General features: G+C 60.1%; 23 protein-coding genes, 1 tRNA gene and 1 other annotated feature. Of the genes, 2 read left to right on the top strand and 22 right to left on the bottom strand.

Going from position 1 to position 26,453, the window contains the following annotated elements:
- Positions 1 to 78: 78 nt before the first annotated feature.
- The 4 genes from QWJ34_RS05125 to leuS all read right to left on the bottom strand — a co-directional run bounded on the left by QWJ34_RS05125 (position 79) and on the right by leuS (position 7,016).
- Positions 79 to 2,826, bottom strand: a complete 2,748-nt coding sequence (locus tag QWJ34_RS05125; protein WP_302725998.1) for a ComEC/Rec2 family competence protein — start codon at positions 2,824 to 2,826, stop codon at positions 79 to 81.
- A 183-nt stretch (positions 2,827 to 3,009) separates the two neighbouring features.
- Positions 3,010 to 3,525, bottom strand: coding sequence for a deoxycytidylate deaminase (locus QWJ34_RS05120; RefSeq protein ID WP_302725997.1), 516 nt, complete (start codon positions 3,523 to 3,525; stop codon positions 3,010 to 3,012).
- Positions 3,526 to 3,554: 29 nt separating this feature from the next.
- Positions 3,555 to 4,286 (bottom strand): helix-hairpin-helix domain-containing protein, encoded by a 732-nt coding sequence (locus tag QWJ34_RS05115; RefSeq protein ID WP_302725996.1) that lies wholly within the window; start codon positions 4,284 to 4,286, stop codon positions 3,555 to 3,557.
- A gap of 270 nt (positions 4,287 to 4,556) precedes the next feature.
- Positions 4,557 to 7,016, bottom strand: a complete 2,460-nt coding sequence (gene leuS, locus QWJ34_RS05110) for a leucine--tRNA ligase (protein ID WP_302725995.1) — start codon at positions 7,014 to 7,016, stop codon at positions 4,557 to 4,559.
- 85 nt (positions 7,017 to 7,101) lie between these two features.
- Positions 7,102 to 7,359: a binding site (T-box leader), on the bottom strand.
- 155 nt (positions 7,360 to 7,514) lie between these two features.
- On the opposite strand from leuS, the gene QWJ34_RS05105 reads away from it, so the two are divergent.
- Positions 7,515 to 8,591 carry a HEAT repeat domain-containing protein gene (locus QWJ34_RS05105; RefSeq protein WP_302725994.1) on the top strand — a complete coding sequence of 359 codons (1,077 nt, stop codon included), beginning with the start codon at positions 7,515 to 7,517 and terminating at the stop codon, positions 8,589 to 8,591.
- 463 nt (positions 8,592 to 9,054) lie between these two features.
- On the opposite strand, the gene QWJ34_RS05100 is transcribed toward QWJ34_RS05105, so the two are convergent.
- From QWJ34_RS05100 to QWJ34_RS05070, 7 genes are all read right to left on the bottom strand, one after another.
- Positions 9,055 to 9,777: a hypothetical protein gene (locus tag QWJ34_RS05100; protein WP_302725993.1), complete on the bottom strand. Its 723-nt coding sequence runs from the start codon at positions 9,775 to 9,777 to the stop codon at positions 9,055 to 9,057.
- A complete protein-coding gene (locus QWJ34_RS05095; protein ID WP_302725992.1) occupies positions 9,774 to 10,676 on the bottom strand; it encodes an ATP-binding cassette domain-containing protein in 903 nt (300 codons plus the stop codon). Before QWJ34_RS05095 ends, QWJ34_RS05100 begins: the two co-directional genes overlap by 4 nt.
- A gap of 11 nt (positions 10,677 to 10,687) precedes the next feature.
- Entirely contained in the window at positions 10,688 to 11,533 is an 846-nt protein-coding gene (locus QWJ34_RS05090) for a methyl-accepting chemotaxis protein (protein WP_302725991.1), read from the bottom strand.
- A gap of 205 nt (positions 11,534 to 11,738) precedes the next feature.
- On the bottom strand, positions 11,739 to 13,307 hold the full coding sequence (locus QWJ34_RS05085; protein ID WP_302725990.1) for an ABC transporter substrate-binding protein: 1,569 nt from the start codon (positions 13,305 to 13,307) through the stop codon (positions 11,739 to 11,741).
- Positions 13,308 to 13,445: 138 nt separating this feature from the next.
- Positions 13,446 to 14,345, bottom strand: coding sequence for a carbohydrate ABC transporter permease (locus QWJ34_RS05080; RefSeq protein ID WP_302726692.1), 900 nt, complete (start codon positions 14,343 to 14,345; stop codon positions 13,446 to 13,448).
- 39 nt (positions 14,346 to 14,384) lie between these two features.
- Positions 14,385 to 15,323: an ABC transporter permease gene (locus QWJ34_RS05075; protein ID WP_302726690.1), complete on the bottom strand. Its 939-nt coding sequence runs from the start codon at positions 15,321 to 15,323 to the stop codon at positions 14,385 to 14,387.
- A 291-nt stretch (positions 15,324 to 15,614) separates the two neighbouring features.
- The gene (locus tag QWJ34_RS05070; protein WP_368046351.1) at positions 15,615 to 16,679 is read right to left on the bottom strand and encodes a substrate-binding domain-containing protein; all 1,065 of its coding nucleotides are present in this window, start codon (positions 16,677 to 16,679) and stop codon (positions 15,615 to 15,617) included.
- A 170-nt stretch (positions 16,680 to 16,849) separates the two neighbouring features.
- On the opposite strand from QWJ34_RS05070, the gene QWJ34_RS05065 reads away from it, so the two are divergent.
- Positions 16,850 to 16,923: transfer RNA gene (locus tag QWJ34_RS05065), tRNA-Pro, on the top strand.
- Between the two features lie 79 nt (positions 16,924 to 17,002).
- Here QWJ34_RS05065 and QWJ34_RS05060 read toward each other — a convergent pair.
- The 11 genes from QWJ34_RS05060 to QWJ34_RS05010 all read right to left on the bottom strand — a co-directional run bounded on the left by QWJ34_RS05060 (position 17,003) and on the right by QWJ34_RS05010 (position 26,429).
- The gene (locus QWJ34_RS05060; RefSeq protein ID WP_302725988.1) at positions 17,003 to 17,485 is read right to left on the bottom strand and encodes a DinB family protein; all 483 of its coding nucleotides are present in this window, start codon (positions 17,483 to 17,485) and stop codon (positions 17,003 to 17,005) included.
- A gap of 46 nt (positions 17,486 to 17,531) precedes the next feature.
- Positions 17,532 to 18,743 (bottom strand): amidohydrolase, encoded by a 1,212-nt coding sequence (locus QWJ34_RS05055; RefSeq protein ID WP_302725987.1) that lies wholly within the window; start codon positions 18,741 to 18,743, stop codon positions 17,532 to 17,534.
- A gap of 37 nt (positions 18,744 to 18,780) precedes the next feature.
- Complete coding sequence (locus QWJ34_RS05050) at positions 18,781 to 19,533, bottom strand: amino acid ABC transporter ATP-binding protein (RefSeq protein ID WP_302725986.1); 753 nt, start codon at positions 19,531 to 19,533, stop codon at positions 18,781 to 18,783.
- Positions 19,530 to 20,240, bottom strand: a complete 711-nt coding sequence (locus QWJ34_RS05045) for an amino acid ABC transporter permease (protein ID WP_302725985.1) — start codon at positions 20,238 to 20,240, stop codon at positions 19,530 to 19,532. Before QWJ34_RS05045 ends, QWJ34_RS05050 begins: the two co-directional genes overlap by 4 nt.
- A complete protein-coding gene (locus QWJ34_RS05040) occupies positions 20,240 to 21,022 on the bottom strand; it encodes an amino acid ABC transporter permease (protein ID WP_302725984.1) in 783 nt (260 codons plus the stop codon). Before QWJ34_RS05040 ends, QWJ34_RS05045 begins: the two co-directional genes overlap by 1 nt.
- Positions 21,023 to 21,062: 40 nt before the next feature.
- A complete protein-coding gene (locus QWJ34_RS05035; protein WP_302725983.1) occupies positions 21,063 to 21,902 on the bottom strand; it encodes a transporter substrate-binding domain-containing protein in 840 nt (279 codons plus the stop codon).
- Between the two features lie 7 nt (positions 21,903 to 21,909).
- Positions 21,910 to 22,437: a GNAT family N-acetyltransferase gene (locus tag QWJ34_RS05030; RefSeq protein WP_302725982.1), complete on the bottom strand. Its 528-nt coding sequence runs from the start codon at positions 22,435 to 22,437 to the stop codon at positions 21,910 to 21,912.
- Positions 22,438 to 22,615: 178 nt separating this feature from the next.
- Complete coding sequence (locus tag QWJ34_RS05025) at positions 22,616 to 23,530, bottom strand: response regulator (RefSeq protein ID WP_302725981.1); 915 nt, start codon at positions 23,528 to 23,530, stop codon at positions 22,616 to 22,618.
- Between the two features lie 4 nt (positions 23,531 to 23,534).
- On the bottom strand, positions 23,535 to 24,827 hold the full coding sequence (locus tag QWJ34_RS05020; protein WP_302725980.1) for an ATP-binding protein: 1,293 nt from the start codon (positions 24,825 to 24,827) through the stop codon (positions 23,535 to 23,537).
- A 243-nt stretch (positions 24,828 to 25,070) separates the two neighbouring features.
- Positions 25,071 to 25,721 carry an amino acid ABC transporter permease gene (locus QWJ34_RS05015; RefSeq protein WP_302725979.1) on the bottom strand — a complete coding sequence of 217 codons (651 nt, stop codon included), beginning with the start codon at positions 25,719 to 25,721 and terminating at the stop codon, positions 25,071 to 25,073.
- A 54-nt stretch (positions 25,722 to 25,775) separates the two neighbouring features.
- Positions 25,776 to 26,429, bottom strand: coding sequence for an amino acid ABC transporter permease (locus tag QWJ34_RS05010; RefSeq protein WP_302725978.1), 654 nt, complete (start codon positions 26,427 to 26,429; stop codon positions 25,776 to 25,778).
- Positions 26,430 to 26,453: the final 24 nt, after the last annotated feature.

Genomic DNA, 26,453 nt, shown 5'->3' with positions numbered 1-26,453 from the left:
GTAAGCCCTCTACTTGTATATAAAACAAAAAAGGAGAACGCGTTTCTTCGCTTCGAAGAAACGCGTTCTCTATCGGTCTTACTCCCCTTCGTCAGTCCGCAGCTTCGTGCGGATCCGCAAAGGCTCGCCGGGCGGCGTCCCGATCTGGATTTCGCCGTCCAGGTCGGTGCGCCGCACATCCGATCCGCTTTGCTCCAACCGCCGCACGACGCCTTCGTTCGGATGGCCGTACGTATTGCTTGCGCCGACGGAGATCAGCGACAGCTTCGGCGACAGCGCTTCGACCCAGGCCGCCGACGAAGACGTTTTGCTGCCGTGGTGCCCCACTTTGAGCACTTCGACCGCCGCTTCTTCGCCGCGCCGCTCCAGCCGCTCCAGAATATCCCGTTCCGCGGATTCGCCCAGATCGCCGGTAAACATAAACGAATGGCCGTTCATTTCCAACCGAAAAGCGACGGAGTAATCGTTCTGCTCTTCCAGTTCGGGAATTTCTCCCGCGAATACGCCGGACGGATTCACGAACTCCAGCGACGTCCGCGAATCTGGACGCCAGACGTCCCCGCTTTGCGGCGCGGAGATCTCCGCGCCGAATCGCAGCGCCGAAGCCAGCAGCTCGTCCAGGTCTTCCCCGCCGCTCCTTGTCCCGTTCATGATCAAACGCTCCGCCGGAATTTCGTCCAGCACCGCCAGCAGCCCGCCGTAATGATCGCGGTCGCCGTGCGTCAGGATCACGGCGTCGAGCCGGTGCACGCCGCGCCGCTTGAGCAGCGGCACGACCACGTCGCGGCCGACCTCGTACGGGTCGAGCCGGCGGCGCCAGTCTTCGCCGGGCCGCGCGAAGGTCACGGTTCCGCCTCCGTCGACCAGAATATGCCGGCCGGTCGGCGTCGTAATCAGGATGGAGTCGCCCTGGCCGACATCCAGCATTTGCACCGTGCCCGCCGGATTGCGGCGGGGCGTATACGCGGCGGACAGCAGTCCGCACAGCAGCAGCCCGGCCGAAGCGGCCAGCAGCGGGCGCAGCGCCGGATGGCGCTTTTCGGGCGCGCCGCCGTAGCGGACGGCGGGCGTGAACTCCGGCGCTGCGCGCAGCGCGCCGGGGAACGGGCCGCCGGGCGGAGCCGCGCGCCCGGCGGAGCGCGGCTCGAGCGGCACGGTGTCGCCGCCCGGGCCGCCCGCGGCCGCGGCGGAGACCGCCGCCGCGGGAAGTTCGGCGGCCGCTTCCGGCGCGGCCGCGGCCCGGTCCCGCCGCGCGCCGAGCAGCGCGGCGAGCAGCGCGATGCCGCCGAATAGGGCGGCATAGTATGCCGCGATCCAGGCGGGCGAAGGCGCCGCCCAGATCGTGCGGGCCCAGCGGACGGAGCCGCCGCCGTCCGCGCACCGGAATACGGCGGCGTTGAGCAGCCGCACCGGATAAGCCGCCCATTCGGCGCCCCGGTCCCAGAGCGGGCTCAGGATCAGCGAGACCGTGCCGAGCGGGATCGACACGAAGCTGATCAGCGGCACCAGCAGCAGATTCGCCGCCAGGCCAAGCAGCGAATACTGGTTGAAATAATAAATAGTGAGCGGAAACGAAACCAGGTCCGCCACCAGCGAGATTGCCGCTCCTCCGGCGATCGCTTTGGGCAGGAAAAACAGGATCCGCTGCATCGGCCGGGTCAGCAGGATAATGCCGGCCGTAACGGCGAACGACAGCTGAAAGCTGACCGCGTTCAAATAATACGGGTCCCAGATCGTCATCAGAAGGGCGGCCAGGCACAGGATGTGCAGCCCGTCTTTGAGCCAGCCGCGCCTCGCCGCGTACAGGGCGATCATGCTCATCAGACCGGCGCGGACCGCCGACGGCGACGAGCCGGTCAGCAGGACGTAAGGCGGAACGAAACACAGCGCCGCCAGTAGCGTGCTTTCTTTGGATACCCCGAAGCGCCGCAGCAGGAAAATAACGGCTCCCACATACAATCCGACGTGCATCCCGGATATGGCAAGCACATGGGTCATGCCGAGCCGCGCGAAATCGAGATACGTCTCCGGGTCCAGTCCGTCCTGCAACCCGAGCAGCAGGCCCTGCATATACCCGGCGCCGATGCCGGGATACAGCCGTTCCAGCCTGCCGGCCAGATTCGCCCGCAGATCGTCGTTGCGGCGCAGAATCCGCAGCGCCCCGGAGGCGGACTTTTCCGTTTCCACACCGGAAGCTCCGGCCGCCCGGGCGACCCAGTGGATACGTTTGGTGTACAAATAGCGTCGGTAATCGAAATCGCCGAAGTTCCGCGCTTGCGACGGTGTTTCCAGATCGGCCGAGACGATCAACCGGTCGCCGCGCCCCCAGGCCGCGGCGGTCCGCTGCTCTTCTTCGGCGGCGAGCTTGATGCGGACGACGACTTTTTCCGTCCGTTTCAGCTTGACCGTTCCGGCGCTTTCACCGCCGGAAATCCCCGTGACGGCGGTATCATTTTGCCGCGGCGCCTCAACCCGATCCACATCCAATTCGAACATCGCCAGATCGCCGTCGATTTTTGCCGGGCCCGCCATTTCTCCGACAAGCTCGACTCCGGCGTAGCCACCTTCCACCGCCGGTCCCAGCGCGGCCGGCATCATGGAAACGTTGCGGGCGTCCCGAACGCTTCCGTACACGGCCGCTGCGCTCAGCGCCAGGCATGCGGCCAGCAGCAGCTTTGGCGACAATCGCCCGAGCGCCGCCGGCACGGCCAGCACCAGCATGATCCCGGCCGCGACAAGAACCAGCCGCAGCCCGTCGTACAAATAAGCGGCCGCTATCCCCAAGATCCAGCAGACCGTGAACACGACCAGCGGTCTTCGATTCATACAAGACCCCTCCGTTTTGTTTATTCTTGCGGTTCAAGCCTTTGCTTCCAGAGCGCCGCGCGCTTATCCGCATACCAAAAAGAACCTTCGCCGGGCTCTCGCCTCGGACAAAGGTTCTTCCTTTATCAATCCTGCATTTGTTGTTGAACGTACCCTATTCGCGCGGCCCGGCGCCGCTTCGAATCAAGACACGGGCGTCGAAGCCGGAGCCGGCGGCAGGTAATGCTCGATCGCGCGAAATACAATGCCTTTCTGGTCCATCATATGATGCACTTTGCCGCTGTCTTTCGGATACGCGCGGCAGTACACGACTTCCGTAATGCCGCTGTTCGCCAGCATATTGGCGCACGTCCAGCACGGCTCGTCGGTCACGTACACCGTCGAGCCCTCCCGGTCGGCGCGGTCCGTAAACAGCAGCAGATTCTGCTCGGCGTGGATGGTCCGCACGCAGCGCTGCTTTTTGACGACTTTTTCTTCGCCGCCTTCGCGCACCAGCTCGTATTCCTCGGCAATCATGCAGCCTGCTTCCGAGCAGTCCGGCACGCCCATCGGCGCTCCGTTGTACGCCGTGCCGAGCAGCTTCTTGCCCTGCACCAGCACCGCGCCGACCTGCCGACGCGGACACTGCGAACGCGTCGACACCATAAAAGCGATATCCATAAAATACGTATCCCAATCCTTGCGCGGATTGCTCCCCATCGCGATCCCTCCCGTACTTGCAAGGCCGGCTACAAAGCCAGATCCGGCATCATCTTCTCCAGCATCTTCGGTCCGATTCCTTTGACCTTGACGATATCCGTCACGGCCCGGAACGGCCCGTTCTGCGCACGATAATCCAGAATCGCCTGCGCTTTCTTCTCGCCGATGCCCGGCAGATCCATCAGCCGGGCCGCGTCGGCCGAATTGATATGAACCTTTCCGTCCGAAGCAGGCTCGGCTGCGGCCGGCAACGCTGCCGCCGGAACGCTTTCGGCGGCAGAACCGCCCGAAACCGAAGCCGGGGCGGGCTGCGTCGCAGACGGCGCGGCCTCGCTGCGCGAACCGCTTTCCGCGGCCGCTGTCCCCTGTGCGCTTCCGGCCTGTTCGCTCGCGCCGGACTTTGCCGCCGCGGTTTTCTCGCTGCCCGGAGCGGCGGGGGCGGCTGTATCGGCCGCCGCCTGCGCGCTTTCGGCCGGCACGACCTCCGCCGAGGCGGCTCCCGCGCCGTTCCGTCCGTCAATATCAGCGGACTTCCCGGAATTGCCGGCGGTTTCAGCCGCCTGCGCCGCTTTGCCGGAACCCGCAGACTCCGCAGCCGCTTCGCCGCCTGTGCCTTCCCGCTCCGCCAGCGCCTTTTGCAGCTGGTCGTTCAGCGGACGCCAGGGCGCGCCTTCTTCCGCGCCGTGTCCCCCGGCCAGCAGCAGCGTGCCCGCTCCCAGCGCCGCCGATATGCAGGCCGCCCATAACCATTCTTTTCTCATTTGCCCCAAACCTCCCGAATCGGATTCATCGGAACGACGTTCATTCCGAATTCCGGCTTCGGGGCCGGCGGCGTTCCGTTTCGGACGCTCTATGTACGCAGGCGGGCAAAAAAGCGACGCGTCGCCTTTTTGCCCGCGGTCGAGCTTATGCCTTGTGCTGGATTCGGCCAGCCGCAGAGCCCGCTTCCGCCGGTCTGCTTTTGGTACTCGCGCCCGGCGGCCCGGTTTATCCCGGTAATCCGGCACGTTTGCCGCGCATCGTTCAAACGATCAGTTCGCGACGATATTCACCAGCTTGCCCGGTACCGCGATCACTTTGCGGATCGTTTTGCCGGCCAGCGCTTTTTGCACGTTCTCCAGACTCAGCGCGTGTTCTTCCAGCGCTTTGGCGTCCCAGTCTTTCTGTACGTTGGCGCGCTGCACGATCTTGCCGCCCACCTGCACGACGATCTCGACTTCGGATTCCGTCGTCCATGCTTCGTCGAATTCCGGCCAGGCCGCGTAAGTCAGGCTGTCGCCGCGGCCCATCTTCTCCCACAGCTCTTCCGCGATATGCGGCGCGAGCGGGGACAGCAGCTGGATAAAGTCTTCCATCGCTTTGCGCGGCAGCGTTTCCTGCTTGTACGCGTCGTTGGTAAAGATCATCAGCTGGCTGATCGCCGTGTTGAAGCGCAGGGCTTCCATGTCTTCGGTCACTTTTTTGACCGTTTTGTGCCAGGTGCGTTTGAACTCGTCGGTTCCTTCTGCCGTATCGGAAATCTTCGCGCTCAGCGCGCCGCCGTCTTCGACGAACATGCGGTACACGCGGGCCAGGAAGCGGTGCGAACCTTCCACGCCGTTCGTATTCCAAGGTTTGGTCGCTTCCAGCGGACCCATAAACATTTCGTAAATACGCAGCGTGTCCGCGCCGAATTCATTCACGATCTCGTCCGGGTTGATAACGTTGCCTCGCGATTTGCTCATTTTCTCGTTGTTCGGTCCCAGAATCATGCCCTGGTTGATGAGGCGCTGGAACGGCTCTTTGGTGTTGACCGCGCCGATATCGTACAGCACTTTGTGCCAGAAGCGGGCGTACAGCAGATGCAGGACCGCATGCTCCGCGCCGCCGATATACAGATCGACCGGCATCCAGTATTCCAGTTTGTCTTTCGCGCAGATCTCGTTGTCGTTCTTCGGATCGATATAACGCAGGTAGTACCAGCAGCTTCCCGCCCACTGCGGCATCGTATTCGTTTCGCGGCGCGCTTTGAGACCCGTTTCCGGATCGGTCGTGTTAACCCAATCGGTCGCGTTCGCAAGTGGCGATTCGCCCGTGCCCGACGGCTTGATCTCCTGCATGTCCGGCAGCAGCAGCGGCAGACTGTCTTCCGGCACGGCTTTCATGCTTCCGTCTTCCAGATGGAGGATCGGAATCGGCTCGCCCCAGTAGCGCTGGCGGCTGAACAACCAGTCGCGCAGACGGTAAGTCGTTTTGCCTTCGCCTTTGCCGCCTTCTTCCAACCACTGGATCATGCGCGCGATACCGTCTTCTTTGTTCAGCCCGTCCAGGAAGCCCGAGTTGACGTGCTCGCCTTCGCCCGTGTACGCTTCTTTGTCGATATCGCCGCCTTTGACGACTTCGATGATCTGGATGCCGAACTTCTTGGCGAATTCCCAGTCGCGCGTATCGTGGCCCGGAACGGCCATGATCGCGCCCGTGCCGTAAGCGGCCAGGACATAGTCGGCGATCCAGATCGGCAGCTTCGCTCCGTTGACCGGATTGACCGCGTACGCGCCCGTGAACACGCCGCTTTTGTCTTTGTTGAGATCGGTGCGCTCCAGATCGCTTTTATGCGACGCTTTTTCCTGATACGCCTGAACCGCCGCTTTCTCGTGCTCGGTCGTGATCGACTCCACCAGCGGATGCTCCGGCGCCAGCACGCAGTACGTCGCGCCGTACAGCGTATCCGGGCGGGTCGTGAACACCGATATGCTTGCGTCCGTGCCTTCCACCTGGAACGTGACTTCCGCGCCTTTGGACTTGCCGATCCAGTTGCGCTGCATGTCTTTGAGGCTTTCCGGCCAGTCCAGCTCTTCGAGATCTTCGAGCAGACGATCGGCGTAAGCGGTGATTCTCAGCATCCACTGGCGCATCGGCCGACGGATGACCGGATGGCCGCCGCGCTCGCTTTTGCCGTCGATGACTTCTTCGTTCGCCAGCACCGTGCCGAGCGCCGGACACCAGTTGACCGGAATTTCCGCCACGTAAGCCAGATCGCGCTTGTACAGCTGCAGGAAGATCCACTGCGTCCATTTATAATAATCCGGATCCGTCGTGCTGATCTCGCGGTCCCAGTCGTACGAGAAACCAAGCGATTTGATCTGCCGCCGGAAGTTGTCGATATTTTTCAGCGTAAACTCGCGCGGATGCCCGCCGTTGTCGATCGCGTACTGCTCGGCCGGCAGGCCGAACGCGTCCCAGCCCATCGGGTGCAGCACGTTGAAGCCGCGCATCCGTTTGTAGCGGGACACGATATCCGTCGCCGTATACCCTTCCGGGTGACCGACGTGCAGCCCCGCGCCGGACGGATACGGGAACATGTCCATCGCGTAAAATTTCGGTTTGTCGCGGTCTGTATCGTCGGTTTTAAACGTTTTCTGTTCGTCCCACTTCTTCTGCCATTTCGGTTCGATCTGCTGGGCGCGGTAGCCGTGCGAAACGGCTGCGGCCTGTTCGGTCTTGTCGCTCATCTTCATCTGTCCCTTCGTACTCCCTATTTGTCTGCCTGAATCGCTCGGAAAATCAAAAAAGCCCCCCGTCCATAGCGTTGTTATCGCTAGGGACGAGAGGCGCTGCTTCCCGTGGTACCACCCTAGTTAACGGCAAAAACGTGCTTCGTCTGCCGCTCACTCAAGCATCCGTTACCGGGGATGAGCCGATGCGGCTGGACGCGCGCCTTCCGTTGACCGGTGGCCGCCATCTGTCCGCATATCTCCGAGGCGAGTTCGCGCAGGGTTCGCTGCCGGCTTGCACCAACCGCCGACTCTCTGGGGTAACGCCCCCCTGCCTACTGCTCCTCATCATCGACGAGTAGATCTGCTTTTTTACGCATTCAATGCCCATATTATATAGAAAACAAAATGCAAAAGTCAATGATTCAGCTCCGTTTGCCGATGCAAAAAGACGCGGCTGTGGTATACTGGTAGGCGCATTCGACGCACGTACGTTTTTTTAGGAGGAATACAGAGATGTTTACACCCGAACAGGTCAAACCGTTTATCACGCATGCCGACCCGCTTGTCAGCAACGCGGCGATCCGGTTTTTGGCCGAGACTTATAAATACCCGCAGGATATTTCCGCGCTCGTGCTGGAGAAATTGGTCGCCGCCCCGCGCAAAGAAGACGTGTATCTGCACCGGGCCGCCGCTTTTCCGCAAACGAAGATCACCGTCCAGGCCATGCTGCATCTGCTGAAAGCCGGACTGGTGACGGGCAACGCCCGCACCTTCCTGTCCCGCATGCTGCTCGGCAGTGATCCCGATCTGCTCAAGCCGGTGCTGGAACAGATCGAATCGCTGGATGAAGACTGGCACGAAGAAGCGGCGGAGCGCGTGCGCGTGTCCGGTCTGGCCGACGAATGGGCGCGCAAGCTTTTTAATGAAGAAACGGCAAAAAGCAGCGGGCTGGATTACGGCGATATCGACTACGACAAACTGGATTTTCTCGTGGGCGAGCTGATCGAGCGCGAAGTGCTGAAACCGCGCGAAACGATCGACGAGCTGCAGGAGCTGTATACGAAAGAACCGAATTCCGTGCGCGCCGTGTATCTGGTGCAGGCGGCGGGCCGGCTGAAGATTTCGTACGCGCTGCCGCTGTTCTACGACGCGCTCAAATCCGACAACGATCTGCTCGCCGAGCAGGCCGCGGACGCGCTCGTTCGGGTCGGCAGCGACGAAGTGGTCGAGAAGCTGGTGCAGATGTACGGCGAAGAGAAAGACGGCTTCCTGCTGCTCAGCATGATCGACATCCTGTCGCGCATCCTGCTGCCCGCTTCGGAAGAAGCGCTGATCGCTCTGCTGGAAAAAGAAGAAAACTTCACCCGCATTACCAAACTGGCCGACGCGCTGTGCCGGATCGGTTCCGAACAGGCTCCGCAGGTGACAAAGGAACTGATCGAAGTCGGCTACGACAAAGATTACGTCGATCTGCGCGAGTCGCTGTACGTCCACTGCGTCATGACCGGCCGCGTGCTGCCGGAACTCGACCAGTGGCGTCGGGAGATTGCGGCGGAAGACGAGGAACGGGCGAAAAAGCTGCGGGGGTAAGACTGCCGGACGCCGGGCACGGGCTGTATTCGGGCTTATCCCGCCGCGCCCATAAGCCCAACAAATAAGCCGATCCTCCAGGGATCGGTTTCAGATTGTCGAGAAACGATTGGGTGTAAACCTAAACTAAAGCGAGCGGCAGGACGAATCCAAATAGCTGCGTATAGGCCCTTATTCAGGCTTAAACTTACATTTTCGAGAAAATAACGGCGATCATACCCTTATTCCGAGCTTTTTCGCTTCGATTCGGCCTTTGGCTCCCGAATAGTTGCATCAGTGTCGCTATTTGAAGAAATCGAAGATTTCCGCCCCAAATAAGTGTACCTGTGCCGCTATTTTCCGTTGGGGAACCCTACCCGTCTTTCTCGACAGCAATAAGCCGATCCTCCAGGGATCGGCTTATTGCTCGTTCGTCTTGTTTTATCGTTCACACGGCGCTACCGCTGTTCCCCGTCTGCGGCGCTCACTCGCCGCCCGGGTAATCCAGCCTGCGCTTATGCAGTGCCGCAAGCATCAACCCCGCCGATACTCCGGCGTACAGCAGCGCGGCGCTGATCGGCAGCCATTTGGCGCCTGAGCTCAGCTCGGCGTAGAACGTCAGCGCGTGCAGCGCCGGGTGCACCGGCGGCAGCAGAACCGTCAGCCAGTCCAGGCTGTCCGGCAGCGCGCCGGCGATGCCGCGCGAGCCGAAAGCCAGCGCGATCCAGGCGCACAGCGCAAGCATGGCGTAGAAGCGCGATTCGAACAGCTTGGCGGAAAACCAGCCCGCCAGCGAAACGCCGAGTCCGGCCAGGGCGATGTGATACAGCAGGCCTATTCCCAGCTCTTCGAAACCGGGCAGCCGGTCGAAGCGCCCGAGTAAAGCCGGATACAGCACGGCGAACAATCCCAGCGCGGAAGCGAAGAGCCAGGCATACAGCAGTTTGGCCGCGCTCAGCCGGACCAGGCTGCGGGCATGCGTCAGCGTCGCCATCTCCTGATTGGCGGCTTCGACGTCGATCATCAGGCAGCCGATCGCGGCGGCCGTCACGAACAGCATCGAAGACGAGAACGCGTAGCTGTCCATCACCGGGTTGGACCCGGTCGTATATACCAGCAGCAGGATCGCGAGATAAATAAAAGTCGGCGCCCCGTAGCGGTAAGAGCGGATAAAACACCGGTGCAAATACTCCAGCAGCGCAATCACGGCATCTCCTCCTTTCGCTTCAGCGACAGCAGCGTGCCGCCCGCCGACCAGAAGCCGCCCATAAACGCTTCGCAGGCTTCCGCCGGAAGATGGACGCGCAGCACGTTTCCGGCGGCCGACCATTCGGCCTGCGGAAAATCCCGGGCCAGCGCCCCACGCGAAGCTTCGGGCAGCAGTCCGTCCAGTTCGTAGAAGACGGGGACGTGCCGCTCCTGCCGGCGATCGTCCGAATCTTCACGGACAAGCCGCCCCTCGCGCAGACGGTAAGTCGCGCTGACCGCTTCCCAGGACGGAAGCGGATCGTGCAGCGCGGCAATAACCGCCGCGCCCTGCGCGCGCATGCCGTGCAGCAGCGTCAGCAGTTTGTCGGACGAATCGGGATCGAGGCCCGAGAACGGTTCGTCGAGCAGCAGCAGTTCCGGCTGCCCCAGGCAGGCCTGCATCAGATTGACTTTTTGCAGCATGCCTTTGGAATAATGGATCAGCATCGAAAGACTGCCGGACGGCAGATCCAGCAGACTGTGCAGCTCTTCGATCCGCCGGCGCAGAGACGTGCGCGGCAGGCCGGCGATTCGGCCCATATGCGTCAGGTATTCTTCGGACGTCATGCGCAGCCTGGGCAGCCGGTCCGGCGCGAAGCCGAAGGTTAAGCCGGGCGACGCTTTGACCACCGTCCCCGAGCTCGGCGCAATAATTCCCGCCGCCAGCTTGAGCAGCGTGCTTTTGCCGGACCCGTTGCTTCCGCGCAGAATGACGCTTTCTCCCCGGTCGACGGACAGCGACACTTCGGACAGAATCATGCGCGCGCCGTAGCTGCGGCCGACCCCGTCCAGCGTGATAACCGGCTTTGCAGCGCCCGCCGCAGACACCGGCGCCCGGCGTTTTTTACCGTTTCTCATATTCGTCCTCTTCACAGCAGCTTCGCGATACTTTTGATCTCCGCCGCCGATTCGGCCAGCTGTTCCATCGAAGCGGCAATCTCTTCGGTGGCCGCGGCCTGATGCTCGCTCTGCGCGGCGCAGCGGCCGAGCGTGTCGTCCAGCATCTGGATACGGTTCTGGATCGTGGCCAGGATCTGCTCGATCTGCCGCGCCGAAGCGGCGCTGGATTCGGCCATTTTGCGAATTTCTTTGGCGACGACGCCGAAGCCCCGGCCCTGCTCGCCCGCATGAGCCGCTTCGATCGAAGCATTGATGCCGAGCAGCGTGGAGTTTTCCGATACTTCCTTGATAAAACGCAGAATATCGTCGGTTTTCTTGAGTTCGGACACTACGCTCTGGCCGATTTCTTTTAGCGTGCCGATCTCCGACGCCAGATCGGTCGCCGTCTGCGCAATATCGTGGGTCGCCGTGCGGACTTCGCCCGAGCTTTGAGCCAGGTGTTCCGCCGCGCCGTCGAGAATTTGCTGATTTTTCAGGCTGATTCCCAGCGTCAATACGCCGGCGGCCTGCCCCGACTCGTCGCGAAGCGGCTTCGAGACCGATTTGAACGCCGTGCCGTACACTTCTTCGCCCAGATTTGCGCTGATCGTCCGCATTTCGTCGAGCGCGCCGCGAATACCGCTTCGGGGCGGGATCGGCATATCCGGACGCATCGGAATCGCCACTTCTTTGCCCGGCAGATAGGCGCGGAATTTCTCGGTGTCCGTCAGCGCAAACATCACGTCGAGCGGAAATACATCCTGAACGATGGGCAGCACCGTCTCGAACGCTTCTTTCAGCTTCTCCATATACTCTTCCGGACGCATCTTTTCCATTATGTATCTCTCCTTCTTGTTTACGCCATCAGTATAACACGGCTCGGAAAGTTCGTATGTTCGTTTTGTCCGGATCGGTCCAGCCTGCCGCCTTTTAGAAAAAAGCCCCCGAATTCCCATAAGCGGGATCGGAGGCGTGTATCGTTTTTGAATCTTGGTACGGACCGTACCGACGCTTTGGAATCGCTTTGCGTCCCGCGGCCTTTTACTGCTGCGCGTCCATCTTCGCTTTATACGCGTCGAGCTGCTTTTGCAGTTCGGCTTTGAATTTGTCGTAGCCGGCCGTTTTGAGCTTGGCGCGGAATTCTTCGACGGCTTTGACCGGATCGGACACTTTGCCGAAGTTGATCGCCGGACCGAGTTCGCCCGTCACCTGCGAGATCGCGGTCAGTTCGCTTTCAACCGGCGTTTTGTCGAATACGAATTGTCCGTACGGATACGGAATCTTGATCTTGTCGTACTCGGCGTAGACCGTATCGATCTTGTCCCACGTCGTGTCGCTCGGAATCTCGAATTTGTCCATGCGGCCGCCCCAGAAGTCGGAATAGAACTGGTCGCGCGTCTGGTCGTAGCCTTCCGGCAGCGTCCGCTTGCCGTCTTTGAGCTCGTACTGCACGCCTTCCATGCCGTAGTTGAGCAGGTGGTAAATTTCTTCGTTGTTGCGGATGAGGTCGTAAGCCATCAGCGCGCGTTCCGGATTTTTGCTGTGCGCGCCGAGCGAGGTGCCGCCGTGCGTAATCGACAGCTCCATCAGGTTTTTGCCGCCCGTCGTGTTGAACGCGAACATTTGCAGGTCCGAACCCGGCTGCGCTTTGTCCATTTCGACCCGCAGCGTGGAGAACGTCTGCGTATGGTGCTGGTCGAGGCCGGACAGTCCCGCTTTGAGCGCGACCCGGTTGTCGTTCTTGTTGTTCAGGGCGTCTTCGCGCCAGTAGCCTTTGTCCGCCCACTCTTTCATCAGCTTCGCGTAGTCGAGCATCGTATCGCTGAATACCGGTTCGGCGACCGTGTACTTCTCGTCGTTGGACTGCGCGGTGAAGACCGGCATATATCCTGTCGAGATCGGCAGTTCCAGGTTGTCCGTGTACGATTGAACGTAACCGCCCCAGGTTTGCGCGCCCGACGCCATATCCCACGGAATCACGTCCGGTTTATTGTCTTTGATGTATTGGAGATACTGGCCGATCTGCTCCCAGTTGGTGATCGGCTGGGTAAGGCCCGCTTCTTTCGCCCAGTCGCCCCGATAGAAGAACCCGTGGTTGACCCACTGCGTGTAATCGTTTTCAGGGATCAGGACGATCTTGTCGTTGTACTTGCTTTCGTTCCAATCTTCTTCCGGGATGGATTTCCATGTCTCCGGCGCGTATTTCGGCAGCAGGTCGTCGAGGTTCGTAAAAGCTCCGCGCTGCGCGTTCGCCCATGTATCCAGCCAGTCGGTGCCGATCGTAATCAGGTCCACGGGTTCGCCGGAAGCGAGCAGCAGATTGTACTTGGTTTGCCAATCGGCCCATTCGACCCATTTCCATTCCAGCTCGGCGTTGATCTTTTCTTTCATGATCGCATTGACTTTTTCCATCACTTTCTCGAACTGCCCGTTGGTCGGTTTGTCGCCGAGCACCACGTAGCTGATCTTGACGAACTTCGACGTATCCGGCGTGCCGTCATCGTTTGTTGCTCCGGCGGACGACGATTTGCCGCTTCCTCCGCATGCCGTCAGGGCGATCAGCAGCATCGCGCTGAGCAGCAGGGACGCCGCTTTTTTCCATCTGAACATCTGGTTACCCCCTTTGAATGTGTATACCGGCCAAACTATTCGCAATCGGGTGGCTTGAAACGCGCACGGTCGGCGATCCGATATCTTTTTGCGAGAAAATCCGCCAGCCGGACACGCGCTTTATTTAACGGGGAACGCTCAACCTTTGACCGCGCCCACCGTGATGCCCTTGATAAAGTAACGCTGCACGAACGGGTAGAACAGAATAACCGGCCCCGTCGCGACGACGGCGATCGCCATCTTCATCGTTTCGATCGGCACGTCGCTCAGCGGCACATTGGAAGCGGCGGCCGAGTTGCGGATCGCGTCGGCTTTGGTGACCACGTTGTACAGATAGAGCTGGAGCGGCCTGTACTGCATATCGGCCGACAGGAACAGCATGGAGTTGTACCATTCGTTCCAGTAGCCCAGCGCGATAAAGAGTCCGATAGTCGCCAGCGCCGGCGTCGTCATCGGCAGGATCAGTTTGACGAAGATGGTAAAATCGCCGGCTCCGTCGATCTTGGCCGATTCGGTAATGGCGTGCGGGATGGAGCTGACGAAACTTTTCATCATGATAATCAGGAACGGACTGAGCAGACCCGGCAGCAGCACCGCGAGATAATTGTCTTTGAGGTGCAGATACTGCGTCACCAGCAGGTAGAACGGAACGAGTCCGCCGGAGAACAGCGTCGTGAAGTAGATGAAGAACGAGATTTTGTTGCGGAAAAGAAAGTCGGGACGCTGCAGCGCGTAACCGGTCATCGCGACGATCAGCAGGCCGACCGCGGTTCCGACGATCGTGATGCCCAGTGTAACCGCGTACGAACCGAGGATCTGGGCGGGATTCTCCAGAACGATCTTATAGGCGAACGTGCTGAATTCCCTCGGCCAGAAGTTAAACCCGAATTTCTTGACGGCAGCTTCCGAAGTGAAGGAGGTGCCGAGTACGAGCAGGAACGGCAGCAGGCAGCACAGCGCGAATCCGCCGATACAGATATAGCTGATGCCCCGGATCACCAGACTGCTTCGGTCCGTGGTTTTGCGGGTGCTTTGCATTTTTTCGTCCATAACGCCCATCGTATAATCCTCCTCCTTTTAAAAAAGTGAATTCTCCGGCGACAGCTTGCGCACCAGCCAGTTGGCGGTCAGCACGATCACGAAACCGAACAGCGACTGATACAGGCTCACCGCGCTGCCCAGCGAGAAGTTGAAGTTGGTCATCAGCGAGCGGAACACGTAAGTCTCGATAATATCGGTGGTGGCGTACAGCGCCGTGTTGTTGGCTCCGACCAGGTTGTAGATCAGGCCGAAGTTGCCTTTGAGAATACCGCCGAGCGAGAACAGCAGCAGGATGATGAAGGTCGGTTTGAGCCACGGGAGCACGATATGCCGGATGCGCTGAAAAGCGTTCGCCCCGTCGATCTCCGCCGCTTCCACGATCTCGTTGTCGAGACCCATAATAGCGGCAAAGTAAACGATGGAGCCGTAGCCGGTAGACTGCCAGAGGTAGGTGAGCACGATGATGAACGGCCAGGCGTTAGGCGTGGAGTACACTTTCAGCGGCTCCATGCCCAGCGATTGCAGGATGCCGTTCAGGAGGCCGTAGTCGTAGCTGAGGATGTTGTAGGCGATCAGGCCGATCAGGACGGCGGAGATAAAGTGCGGCAGGAACATCAGGGTTTGCGAGACTTTCTTGAACCATTTGCCCCGCATTTCGTTCAGCAGCACCGCGACCGTAATCTGAAGCACGTTGCCCAGCAGGATAAACGCCAGATTGTACGCGACGGTGTTGAAGGTGAGCTTCCACAAATCGCCGGTCATGACGAGGAAGCGGAAGTTCTCGAAGCCCACGAACGGACTGTGGAAAATGCCGTCGGAGTAGTTGTACTTGATAAACGCCAGATACAGCCCGGGCATCGGCAGATACGCGAATACGATAAAAAAAGCGACCGCCGGCACGCACATCAGCAGCAGCGTACGGTTGTTTTTCATTTTTTTCCACCATGATCCGGACCGCTTCCGCTCGATTTCCATGCTCGATTCCCTCTCGGTTAACACGGACAATGCAATCCCTCCTTCGCGTTGGATAACCCTGTACTTATGAAACCGATTACATTGCGTATAGACAAAAAGGAATCGAAATTGGGGCTTATATCTTCTTCTCAACCCGTTCTTACGAGTTAAAACGATAATCCCGGTCCGATTCCCTGGTCCAAACTGTTTTGTAATGAAACCCGTTTCATTCCTGCGTAAAATGTAAGGGCTTTCTTGTGAATCAAGAATAAGCCCTCGCGTTCACGTTGTCAATCCTTTTTTGTCGTAAAATTATTCGGGGCTTGCCGGCCGCGGCGGAGCGGTCGTCTCGCGCGCCACCAGTCTGGGCACGACCGTCTGGTGCTGCGGAACCTTGCGGTCCGCGATCATTTTATCGAGCGTTTGCGCCGCCTGGCGGCCGATTTCGTGCGAATTCAGCGAGATGGTCGTCAGCTCCGGAATACTGTGCGAAGCCTGCGGAATATCGTCGTAGCCGACCAGCGACAGCTCGCCCGGCACGTTCACGCCCGCGCGGTGAGCCGCTTTGAGCGCGCCGATCGCCATCAGATCGTTCATGCAGAAAATAGCCGAAGGACGTCGCTTCATATTCAGCAGTTTGGCCGTGAACTCCTGCCCTTTTTCCACGGAAAAACCGCCGGTCAGCACCCATTCTTTGCGCACGTCAAGCGACGCTTCCTTCATGGCCGCGCGGAATCCCTGCAGCCGCTGCAAAGTGTTGGTCATATGGTTGAAGCCGCCGATCACCCCGATATCGCGATGCCCAAGTTCGATCAAATGCTGCACCGCGAGCTGCGCGCCGAACTTCTGGTCGGCCGCGATCCGGTTCAGATTCGTCCGCGGCAGGCTGCCGTTCAGCAGCAGCACGGGCACCCTTTTGGACGCTTCCTCCACTTCCTGCACCAGCGCGCCGTCCGGCTTCGCCAGATCCACCCGGCCGCCGATCATGACGATGCCGTCGACCTGCTTCTCCATCAGCAGGCTCAGATACTGCGATTCCCGCTCGTACTGGCGGTCGTAGAGCCGGTCGTTCTCTTCGTTGGTCGAGATCGTATCGCACAGGAAATACGTATACCCGAGCTTGCGCGCTTCGTGATCGAAACCGGCCAGCACTTCGGGAAAAAACGGGTTGGTGATATCCGGCAGAATAAACCCGATCATGCCGGTTTCCTTGCGGGTCAGGCTGCGTGCGAGCGCGTTCGGCTGAAACTGGTGCTTGTTGATCAGCGCGACGATCCGGTCGCGCGTTTCTTTCTTGACGGGCGCCGTATTGTTGAGCACTCTCGATACCGTGGCTACCGATACGTTCGCTTCCCTGGCTATGTCGTATACCGTCACCGGCCGCAATGCAATCCCTCCCGCGGGAACCCTTTTGTGAAACGGGTTTCATTTTGTGGCTTATTATACGCTCCGGCAGGGTGGGAAGCAACGAAATACTGGGGACAAAAAAACCTTTGACAGCAAGTTAGGCAGAGCGTATAATCTAGTTTTGTAAGAAATGATTTCTTCGAGACGTAGCTCAGCTTGGTAGAGCGCTTGCTTCGGGAGTAAGAGGCCGCAGGTTCGAATCCTGTCGTCTCGATTCGAAGAACACGAGAAGCCGACGGTTATTCAGATAACCGTCGGCTTTTTTGTGTTTATTTTCTTAGGTTTCGCTTCCGCTATCGCACTTTCCCGGCCTCTTCCGCCTGCGCGGCCTTGATCCGGTCGATCTGTCCCAGATGGCGCTCCACATGCGCGGAGAAGCCGCGCGCGATATCGGCGATACTCACTGTACCGCCCTGGGCGTTTATGCCGTTTTTCTCCCACTCCGACGGTTCGAGCCGGCGCAGCAGCAGGCCGTTATACCGCAGCGCGGCATGGAATGCTTCCAGAATATCGGCCGCGGAGCCTTCGTTCGTATGCTGCCCTTCCACCCAGGCGTCCTGGGCGAATGCCGGCAGCCGCTCCTGCGTTCCGGCCAGTACCGCGCGGATACGGAACGACACGACGATGCTGTGGTCGACCAGATGGCCGAGCACTTCTTTGACGCTCCAGCTGTTCGGGGACGCTTTCCAGCTTAACCGTTCTTCGTCCAGCCCTTCGATCGCCCGCCGCAGACGGACCTCCGTTTCCAAAAACTCTTCGATGATCGACTCGCTCATTGGTTTCGTCCTCCTTGTTTGCTGCAATCCGTCTGTCCCGTTTTTTCTAATCGGCTTTACGCCCCAGATGCTCCAGCGCCCTGACCGCCGCGTCCGCCAGCAGCGCGGCGGCATCCGGCAGCGCCGCTTCGTCCAGTTCGAAGGCGGGATGATGCCATTCCCGGCTGCCGGAGGTACCGACAAACAGAAACAAGCCGGGAACTTCCCGCTGGTAAAAAGAAAAGTCTTCGCTGGCAGGCGAAGTGATCCCGGCAGCCGCCTTCAGGCCGAGAGATTCGGCCGAAGCTTCGGCCAGCCGCGCCAGCTCGGCGTCGTTGACGACGGGCGGCGGACCGCCGCTCCAGCGCACGGACGCTTCCGCCCCGAAAGCCGCGGCCACGCCGCCGGCGATTTCCGCGAAGCGCTTTTTGACGACGCGGCGCACGTCTTCGTCGAACGACCGGATCGTGCCGTGCAGCACGGCCGTATCGGGGATGACGTTCCACGTATTGCCCGCGTGGATCTGGGTTACGCTGACGACCGCGCGTTCGTGCGCGCCGATGCTGCGGCCCGCGATCGTTTGCAGCGCCGTCACGATATGCGAAGCCGTGACGATCGGATCGATGCCGGCCTCGGGCACGGCCGCGTGCGCGGCGGCGCCTTTGACGGTCACCGTAAAGCCGTCCGACGCCGCCATGATCGGCCCCGCCGAGATCCCGATCGTGCCGACCGGCAGGTCGGGCTTGTTGTGCTGCCCGATAATCGCTCCGACGCCTTTCAGCGCCCCGGCTTCAATCAGCTGCTTCGCGCCTTTGGCCCGCTCCTCGGCGGGCTGAAACAGCAGCCGGACCGTGCCCGGCAGCCCGCTCTCGCGCAGCTTGAGCGTCTGCGCCGCGCCGATCAGGGCCGCGGCGTGAAAGTCGTGGCCGCAGGCGTGCATGCGCCCGTCATGGACCGAGGCGTAGGGCAGCCCGGTCTCTTCTTGGATCGGCAGCGCGTCGATATCCGCGCGCAGCGCCGCAATAGGCCCTTCGCCGCTGCCGATCTCGGCGATCAGGCCGGTCTTGAGACCGTAATCGACGATGCGCACGCCGATGGCTTCCAGCTGTTCGCGCAAATAAGCGGTCGTCCCGTATTCCTCGCCCGACAGCTCCGGATAGCGGTGCAGATGCCGGCGGATCGCGATCCAGCGCTCGGGCGTCGGCACGGCGGACCGTTCGGTCCCTCCCGCTTGCGTTTCGCCGGTAACGGCGCTTGGACTCTCCGTGTCTCGCGTCATTTGAGCAGATCTCCTTTCCTACGGGGATAAAAAGGGACTAAATCGAGTAATTGGCTTCCGGCGTTATCCGCCGGAGAAACTGCTTCGTCCGCTCTTCGCGCGGCCGCTGAAACACTTCGTCCGGCGTCCCTTCCTCGACGACGACTCCGCCGTCCATAAACACGACGCGGTTCGCCACGTCGCGGGCAAAGCCCATTTCGTGCGTGACCACGATCATGGTGATGCCTTCGCGGGCGATATTGCGGATGACTTCCAGCACTTCGCCGACAAGTTCGGGATCGAGCGCGGACGTCGGCTCGTCGAACAGGATCACTTCCGGCTCCAGCGCCAGCGCCCGGGCGATGCCGACGCGCTGCTGCTGGCCGCCGGACAGCCGGCTCGGATAAGCGTCCAGCTTGTCGCCGAGCCCGACTTTTTCCAGCAGCGAGACGCTGCGGCCGCGCGCTTCTTTCGGCGGGAGCTTTTTGACGACGAGCAGCGCCTCCATCACATTCTCCAGCGCCGTTTTGTGCCGGAACAGATTGTACTGCTGGAACACCATCGCCGTTTTGCGCCGCAGCCGCAGCACGTCGCCGCGCTTCGCCCGGGCGCAGTCCATCCGGAAATCGCCGACGGCGATCTCTCCGCCCGCCGGCTTCTCCAGATAATTCACACAGCGCAGCAGCGTCGTTTTGCCCGATCCGCTCGGACCGAGAATGACCACGACTTCCCCCGTCTCGACATTCAGATTAATATTGCGAAGCACCTCGTGGCGCCAGAACGATTTGGAAATATTTTTGAGTTCGATCATGCCACACCTCCCCGATTGTATGCGCCGATCCGTTTCTCGATCCAGGCCGAAGACCGTTCGATCAAGACCGTCAACCCCCAGAAGATCAGCGCCGCGGCCAGATACGCTTCGAAGAATTTCCAGTTCGTCGAAGCGACGATCTGCGCTTTGGCGTTGATATCGACCACCGATACGGCAAAAGCGAGCGTCGAACCGTGCAGCATGCCGATCACCGAATTCGACAGATTGGGCAGCGCGGCCGCCAGCGCCTGCGGAAACAAGATCCGCCGCAGCGCCTGCGGCGTCGTCATGCCGACCGAATGGGCGGCTTCCGTCTGCCCTTTGTCCACGGCGAGCAGTCCGGCGCGCACCACTTCCGACATATACGCGCCGGCCGTAATCGAGAACGAGATGTAGGCAAAGCCGATCATCGGGATCGACGCGGAGCGGAAGCTCCAGCCGAAGTGCCCGGCCAGGCCGTCGATAATCATCGGCAGGCCGAAATAGATCAGCAGCAGATGCGTAAGCATCGGCGTGCCGCGGATAAACGTGACGTAAGCCGACGAGACCTGCGACAGCACCGGCACCCGGTACAATCGGGCGAGCGCCGTAACGGCCCCGATCAGGAAGCCGACCAGCACCGACACCGCCGTAATGGACAGGGTCGTCGGAATCGCGCCGAGGATCTGCCGGAACGCCGTCCAAATAAACGAAATATCGAGCTGCATCAGATCCCGCCTCCTTTTCCGGTCTCGATATCGGCCAACGCGGCGCGGTACGAACCCCTTTTTCCAAGCGCGAACCGCCGGACGACCCGTTCTTCGCGCGCTTCGTGCCGGTTCAACCGCCGTTCGGCCGCCAGCAGCACTTTTTCCAGCGTAAAACTGATAACCAGATAGATCAGCGCCAAAGCGATATACGTTTCGACAAAATGCTGCGTCAGCGTGCCGAGCGTCTGCGCTTTGCCCGTCATCTCCATCACGCCGAGCGTAAACGCCAGCGACGTGTCTTTGAGCAGCGCGATGACCAGGTTCGAGAACACCGGCACCGCGATGCCCAGCGCCTGCGGCAGCACGATGCGCGAGAGCGCCTGATAAGGCGTCATGCCCGCCGCGTAAGCCGCTTCCACCTGGCCGCGATCCACCGCTTCGACCGAGGCGCGGATCATCTCCGCCGCGTATGCGCCGGTGTGCAGCCCGTAAGCGAGAATAACGAACAGCATGACCGGCGCGCGGCTGAGATCGAATCCCAGCGGCTTGAGCAGCTCCGGCAGTCCGTAATAGAACAGGAACAGCTGGATCAGAATCGGCGTGCCCCGGAAAAAAGACAGATAAACGCCGGACAGCGCGCGCAGCACCGGGATTTTGTACATGCGGGGGAGCGCGACCAGAAATCCGGCCACGATCCCCGTCAGCAGCGAACCGGCCACGATCAGAAGCGTCACGCCCAGCGTGTCCAGCAGCTTCGGCAGGAACGAGAACACGTAGCCGATGTCAAAAGACGCGCCCATCGAAATCCTCCTTTCTTCCTTGTAAAAGTGTGCGCCGGCTTTACTTTGCGTGGTCGCCCGTTACGTCGCTGCCCAGCCATTCGACGCTCAGCTTGCTCAGCGTGCCGTCTTCTTTGAGTTCTTTGACCGCTCCGTCGATGGCGTCGGACAGCTTGTCCGAGTCGGCGTCGTCTTTGCGGAACACGTACAGCACGTCGTCCGACGTCAGCTCTTCGCCCACCTGCTTCAGCTGCCCCTGCGGATCGATCACCGGCACGACGAAGTCGGCCGCGATCGTTGCGTCGACGCGTCCGGACACCAGCTGGCTGACCGTGTCGTTGGCCTGGCCGCTCTGGTATACGATGTCGATTTTTTTGTCGTGCTCTTTATTGTAGTTTTCGAGAATTTGCGCTTCGGCGCTCGTCGCGCCGGTCAGCACCTTTTTGCCCTGGAGATCGTCCAGCGACCGGATCGAATCGTTGGTTTTGGCGACGACGATCCGGTTGCGCCAGTGCGCGTACGCTTCGGCGTTGAAATGGTATTTCTGCTCGCGCTCCGGATTTTTCTCCATCACGTGCGCGACCAGATCGATTTTGTCCGTTTCCAGACTGAGCAGCAGATTGCTGAAATCCATCGTTTGAAAATCGAATTCGTACTGCGGCAGCAGCTCGTCGATCTTGCGCAGCAGCTCCACGTCGAATCCGGTCAGCTTGCCGTTTTCGTCGATAAAGCACACTTTCGGAAAAGCCGTTCCCGTCCCCACCACGATCTTCGTTACGCCCGCGCCCGACTCGCCGCTGGCGGAAGCCTGCGCCGCCGGTTCGCCGCCGTTTCCGCAGCCGGAAGACAGCAGCATCAACCCCAGAGCGGATACGCTCAGCCAACTTTTTCTTTTTCTCATCTTTTTATTATCCCCTTTGGACCGAATAAGGATCGGCATAGCTGTAATCCGCGATATTTTTGCGAAGCAGGTACATGATGCCGTCCCCGTTCTTCGCGTCGAGCTCCAAAATGCGTTCGTACCCCCGGCGTTCGTACATCTCTACCAGCCACGGATGCTTCTGCGCCGTCGCCAGCGTGACTTCGCGGTGTCCGTGTTTGCCCAGCACGATCTCGCGTTCGACCCAGTCGAGCAGCCGTCCGCCGTAACCTTTGTTCGACACCTCGGGATCGACGGCGAACCATTTGACGAAAGGAAATTCCGTGATCGCTTTGCTTTCCCCGTTCGTGGACAGCGTCACCGTCGCCACCGGATTGCCGTCTTCTTCGAGCAGATAACATTCGTTTTCCCCGATATTTTGCAGCACCAGCGGCAGATCGGCATGGGCCGCGGGCCAGTGCAGGCCGAGCTCGCGAATCAGCTCGTAGGCGCGGTACGTAATATCGGCCAGACGCTCCGCGTCTTTGGCTTCCGCTCTCCGGAAAACTTCACTCATGTTGCGCACCCCCGCTTTAATTTTTACATCACCCACTTGTTTACTCGGGATTGATTGCTGTTAACTTTATCACTCGAAATGCTTCCGGGCTAATAGAGTTTTTCGATTTGCTTATACAAAACATTGATAAGGCAAAACCCTTCCTATTAAAAAACAAAAAAACGGAATAAGCTTTTGCTCATTCCGCCTCCAGCCGATCCTTCATCTCCAGGTACATCACCTGCAAAAACTTTTTGATGCCGACTTTGTTCCTGCCGTCGCCGTGTCCTTCGTCGATCTCTTTCATCTTGGCCCGCACGTCTTCGAAATCGAAATACAGCGGCGCGTAGTGTTCGAATTTGGGATTGCCGTAATCGGTCAATCCGAGCGACGCCAGATGCGTCAGCGCGGCGGTAATCGTACGCCGGATGCGCTGCTCGACCGCTTTCGCTTCTTTGTCGATCTCCTTCGGCGAAGCTTTGTGAACCGCGGCCGCTTCCTCGTACAGCCGGCGCAGCGGCGGAAAGCAGTCGGGCTGTCCCCGGCGCAGCAGATTCTCCATGATCGCCGTCATATCCGCGCAGCCCGCTTCGCCGAGAATGCCCAGGTTCATATAGATCGGGCGCAGCACGTCGGACGCGCTTCTGCGTTTGGACGAAGGCTCGAAGGCGCGGCCCGGCGGCGCCTGGCCGATCCGCTCCAGCCGCGACAGCGAAGAACGGAGCTCGCTCAGGTAGCGGCTGAGTTCCGAGTGCTCGCCGACCCTGCCCAGCACCGTCTCCACCTCGATCCGGTTGATCGGCTTGCGGATAAAAAATTCGATGCCCGAACGGTACGCTTCGCCGACCATTTCCCGGTCTTCGATCTGCGAGATCATCACGCACTTGCCCCGGAAACCCTGGGCTTTGAGCTGCTCCAGCGTTTCGAGTCCGTCCTGGTCCGGCATCAGCCAGTCGATCAGGACGATATCGGGCCGGGTATCGAACACGACCCGCGCGCCTTCTTCACCGCCCCTCGCCGTGCCGACCACTTCGCCCAGCCCGCTTTCTTCTATAATATTCGACAGCATCGCGCGCACTGCCGGATCGTCGTCGATAATACAAAAAGACGCCATGCGTCTATTCCCCCTTATTCAGCGCCTCCGTGGCAAAAACGGCTTCGAACGCCGTGCTCCACACGTCTCCCGCGGGCAGGAACAGCCGGATCTCTCCGCCCAGCGTCTGCGCGATATCGTGGACATGCGACAGCCCGATCCCGGTCGCCGCCGAGCCTTCGCGCCCGAACTTGGTCGTAAAGCCCGGTTCGAATACAAGCTCGCGGTCTTTCTCGGGGATTCCCGGGCCGGTATCGGTTACCAGCAGCACTGTATCGTCGTTGTCCGTATAGATTTCCAGTCCGACCGCGCCCGACCGGTCGATCGCTTCCACCGCGTTCGCAAGCAGGTTGTTGAGCAGGGACAGCAGCGGCAGATGCTCGGATGTGTGATAATCCGCTCTGATCCGCACATCGAACACGATCTGCTTGCTCAGCATCATCGCGTATTTCTGGTTGCCGCGTACCGCATAACGGGCGATCTCACCCAGCGACAGCCGCGTTTTCGCTTCCTGTTCGAACAGCTTGAGCAGACCGGCCGCAATCCGCTGCGAATCTTTTTTGACTTCGTGCATTTCCTGCGTGATCGCAAGTTGGCGGCGGCTGAAGTCGGCCAGCCCTTCGCGCTTGAGATCGGCGTACAGCCTGTAGCCGCTGCCGGTCGCATGTTCGATCGCGTCCATCGACTTGCGCAAATAGAACACTTCGCCGTACAGGCCGGAACTGACCGCCAGCATCTGTTCCATCCGCTTGTTCTGCTCCAGATTCAGCGCCCGGATCTGGCTGACGGCGATGCTGCTGTACAATCCCGTCATAAAAAATCCGCGTACCGCGCCTACCAGCGCGATATAGCCCCAGGTCGCCGCGTTGGAAATATCCGAGCCGTTCAGCAGCCAGCGGCAGCACATCTCCGCCGTGTTGGACGTCAGGTCGATGCCGGCGCAGACCGCGCCGAGCAGCAGCGGATTCATGCGCTCGATCCGCCGCTGGATCGTCCGCATGCCGAGCGCGAACACCAGGTAATAAAGCCCGCCCGAGATATGCACCGCCAGCTCGCCGCTCAGCCTGAAGCCGCCGGCGGGCGCGAAGACCAGATCGAGCAGCGTGCGGAACGCGACGACGACCGCCGCCGTCCACAGCCCCGTTTTGATAAAGGGAAGCCGGTTCATCAGCAGCAGGAACAGCAGAAAAGCGCTGCCGCCGAGCCCGATGCGGAACAGATCGCCCGGCACCGGATTGATCTTGAATTCGCCGGCCGCCGCCGTTCCCAGCGCGACCGCGAACATTTGTACTTTTTCATTGCGGAAAAAGGCCTGCATGGTCCGCTGTTCTCCTTTGCCGCGCGCACGCCGCCGGAACGTCTGCACAACGCTTTGACGACGCGCCGCCACTAAAAAATCGCTTAATTATTACCATATCACAAATCCGCTTCTCCACGATGCGTTTTCAGGCCGTGGACCGCGCAAAATTATCCGGTTTACGCCGGAGAGCGCCTATTGGTTAACGCACCGAACCCGGCTTCCAGAAGGAAGCCGGGCGGCGAATACTTTTTTGCACAAAGATCAGGTCGTACGCGCTTCGAGTCTGCGCGACAGCAGCGACAGCGTATAATTGATTGCGAAATAAACCAGAGCGATCAGCAGCAGGATCGGGATCGGATAGTTGTGGTTCTGCGCCATGACGATCTGCGCGTTGTGCATCAGCTCGGCCAGCGCGACGATCACGGCCAGCGATGTGTCTTTGAGCAGCGAGATAAACTGGCTGACGAGCGGCGGCACCATCCGGCGCAACCCCTGCGGCAGCACGATATAGCGCAGCGTCTGATAGGTGCCGAGCCCCGACGAACGGGCGGCCTCGGTCTGTCCTTTCGGAATCGACTGAAGCCCGGCGCGCACGATCTCGGAGATCATCGCCGCTTCGAACAGCGTCAGCGCCGTAATGACGCCGGCGGTCACGGTGAATTTGAACCCGATTTCCGGCAGCGCGAACTGGATAAAGAAAATAATCAGCAGCAGCGGCAGATTGCGCAGCGTCTCCACGATCACCGCAAGCACCGGCGACAGCACGGGGACCCGCATATAGCGCAGCGTTCCGACAATCGTGCCGAATACGAAGCTGAGCACGATCGAAACGGCGGCAACGTAAAGCGTCAATTTAAGCCCGTCCGCCAGAAAACGCAGGTTGTCCGGCGAATAGGCGCCTGCAAAGTCCATAGGATTCTCTCCTTTCCGTTTGCTTTCTTTGCGCTTTGCGCGGGCGGGCCGCGATCAGGCGCTTCGGGCCAGACGCTTCTCCAGCGCCAGCGCGGCGAAGCTGAGCGGCAGAGTCAGCAGCAGATAGAACACGGCGGCGAAAATATACGTACTGAACGTGACGTACGTTTCGCTGCTGATGATATCGGCAAAATACATCAGATCGAATCCCGATACGATCGTGAGCACGGACGAATTTTTGATCAGATTGATAAACTGGTTGCTTAGCGGCGGAATAACCAGCTTGATCGCCTGCGGCAGAACAACGTGCAGCATGGTCTGCATATACGTCATGCCCGACGAGCGCGCCGCTTCCGTTTGTCCGGCCGGCACGGACTGGATGCCGGCGCGGATCGCTTCCGCGATAAAAGCGGCCGTGTATACCGTCAGCCCCAGCGTCCCCGCCTGGAATCCGTCCAGCTTGAACCCGAGCGAAGGCAGTCCCAGGAAAAAGAACAGCACCACGATCAGAATAGGAATATTGCGGATAAATTCCACATACGCGGCCCCGATCAACCGCAGCGGCTTGAAGCCGCTGATCCGAAAGACGGCTATGATCGTTCCCAGCACAAAGCTTCCGAGCAGAGCGAATACGCTCGCTTTGATCGTATTCAGGAACCCTTCCCCGTACTCCGGCAGATGATTCGTCAAAATGGAGAAATCCAGCATGCCCTTTGCACCTCCTTGAGCTTA

This window comes from Saccharibacillus sp. CPCC 101409 (assembly GCF_030518235.1).
GTDB lineage: Bacteria > Bacillota > Bacilli > Paenibacillales > Paenibacillaceae > Saccharibacillus.
The sequence above is the reverse complement of the archived record's forward strand: the minus strand, read 5'-3'. Positions and strand labels throughout refer to the sequence as shown.

What these genes read in the sequence shown, in the direction of transcription:
- QWJ34_RS05125 (WP_302725998.1), bottom strand. Translation starts at nt 2,826, where the DNA reads ATGAATCGAAGACCGCTGGTCGTGTTCACGGTCTGCTGGATCTTGGGG.
- QWJ34_RS05120 (WP_302725997.1), bottom strand. Translation starts at nt 3,525, where the DNA reads ATGGGGAGCAATCCGCGCAAGGATTGGGATACGTATTTTATGGATATC.
- QWJ34_RS05115 (WP_302725996.1), bottom strand. Translation starts at nt 4,286, where the DNA reads ATGAGAAAAGAATGGTTATGGGCGGCCTGCATATCGGCGGCGCTGGGA.
- leuS (WP_302725995.1), bottom strand. Translation starts at nt 7,016, where the DNA reads ATGAGCGACAAGACCGAACAGGCCGCAGCCGTTTCGCACGGCTACCGC.
- QWJ34_RS05105 (WP_302725994.1), top strand. Translation starts at nt 7,515, where the DNA reads ATGTTTACACCCGAACAGGTCAAACCGTTTATCACGCATGCCGACCCG.
- QWJ34_RS05095 (WP_302725992.1), bottom strand. Translation starts at nt 10,676, where the DNA reads ATGAGAAACGGTAAAAAACGCCGGGCGCCGGTGTCTGCGGCGGGCGCT.
- QWJ34_RS05090 (WP_302725991.1), bottom strand. Translation starts at nt 11,533, where the DNA reads ATGGAAAAGATGCGTCCGGAAGAGTATATGGAGAAGCTGAAAGAAGCG.
- QWJ34_RS05085 (WP_302725990.1), bottom strand. Translation starts at nt 13,307, where the DNA reads ATGTTCAGATGGAAAAAAGCGGCGTCCCTGCTGCTCAGCGCGATGCTG.
- QWJ34_RS05080 (WP_302726692.1), bottom strand. Translation starts at nt 14,345, where the DNA reads ATGCAAAGCACCCGCAAAACCACGGACCGAAGCAGTCTGGTGATCCGG.
- QWJ34_RS05075 (WP_302726690.1), bottom strand. Translation starts at nt 15,323, where the DNA reads ATGGAAATCGAGCGGAAGCGGTCCGGATCATGGTGGAAAAAAATGAAA.
- QWJ34_RS05060 (WP_302725988.1), bottom strand. Translation starts at nt 17,485, where the DNA reads ATGAGCGAGTCGATCATCGAAGAGTTTTTGGAAACGGAGGTCCGTCTG.
- QWJ34_RS05055 (WP_302725987.1), bottom strand. Translation starts at nt 18,743, where the DNA reads ATGACGCGAGACACGGAGAGTCCAAGCGCCGTTACCGGCGAAACGCAA.
- QWJ34_RS05050 (WP_302725986.1), bottom strand. Translation starts at nt 19,533, where the DNA reads ATGATCGAACTCAAAAATATTTCCAAATCGTTCTGGCGCCACGAGGTG.
- QWJ34_RS05045 (WP_302725985.1), bottom strand. Translation starts at nt 20,240, where the DNA reads ATGCAGCTCGATATTTCGTTTATTTGGACGGCGTTCCGGCAGATCCTC.
- QWJ34_RS05040 (WP_302725984.1), bottom strand. Translation starts at nt 21,022, where the DNA reads ATGGGCGCGTCTTTTGACATCGGCTACGTGTTCTCGTTCCTGCCGAAG.
- QWJ34_RS05035 (WP_302725983.1), bottom strand. Translation starts at nt 21,902, where the DNA reads ATGAGAAAAAGAAAAAGTTGGCTGAGCGTATCCGCTCTGGGGTTGATG.
- QWJ34_RS05030 (WP_302725982.1), bottom strand. Translation starts at nt 22,437, where the DNA reads ATGAGTGAAGTTTTCCGGAGAGCGGAAGCCAAAGACGCGGAGCGTCTG.
- QWJ34_RS05025 (WP_302725981.1), bottom strand. Translation starts at nt 23,530, where the DNA reads ATGGCGTCTTTTTGTATTATCGACGACGATCCGGCAGTGCGCGCGATG.
- QWJ34_RS05020 (WP_302725980.1), bottom strand. Translation starts at nt 24,827, where the DNA reads ATGCAGGCCTTTTTCCGCAATGAAAAAGTACAAATGTTCGCGGTCGCG.
- QWJ34_RS05015 (WP_302725979.1), bottom strand. Translation starts at nt 25,721, where the DNA reads ATGGACTTTGCAGGCGCCTATTCGCCGGACAACCTGCGTTTTCTGGCG.
- QWJ34_RS05010 (WP_302725978.1), bottom strand. Translation starts at nt 26,429, where the DNA reads ATGCTGGATTTCTCCATTTTGACGAATCATCTGCCGGAGTACGGGGAA.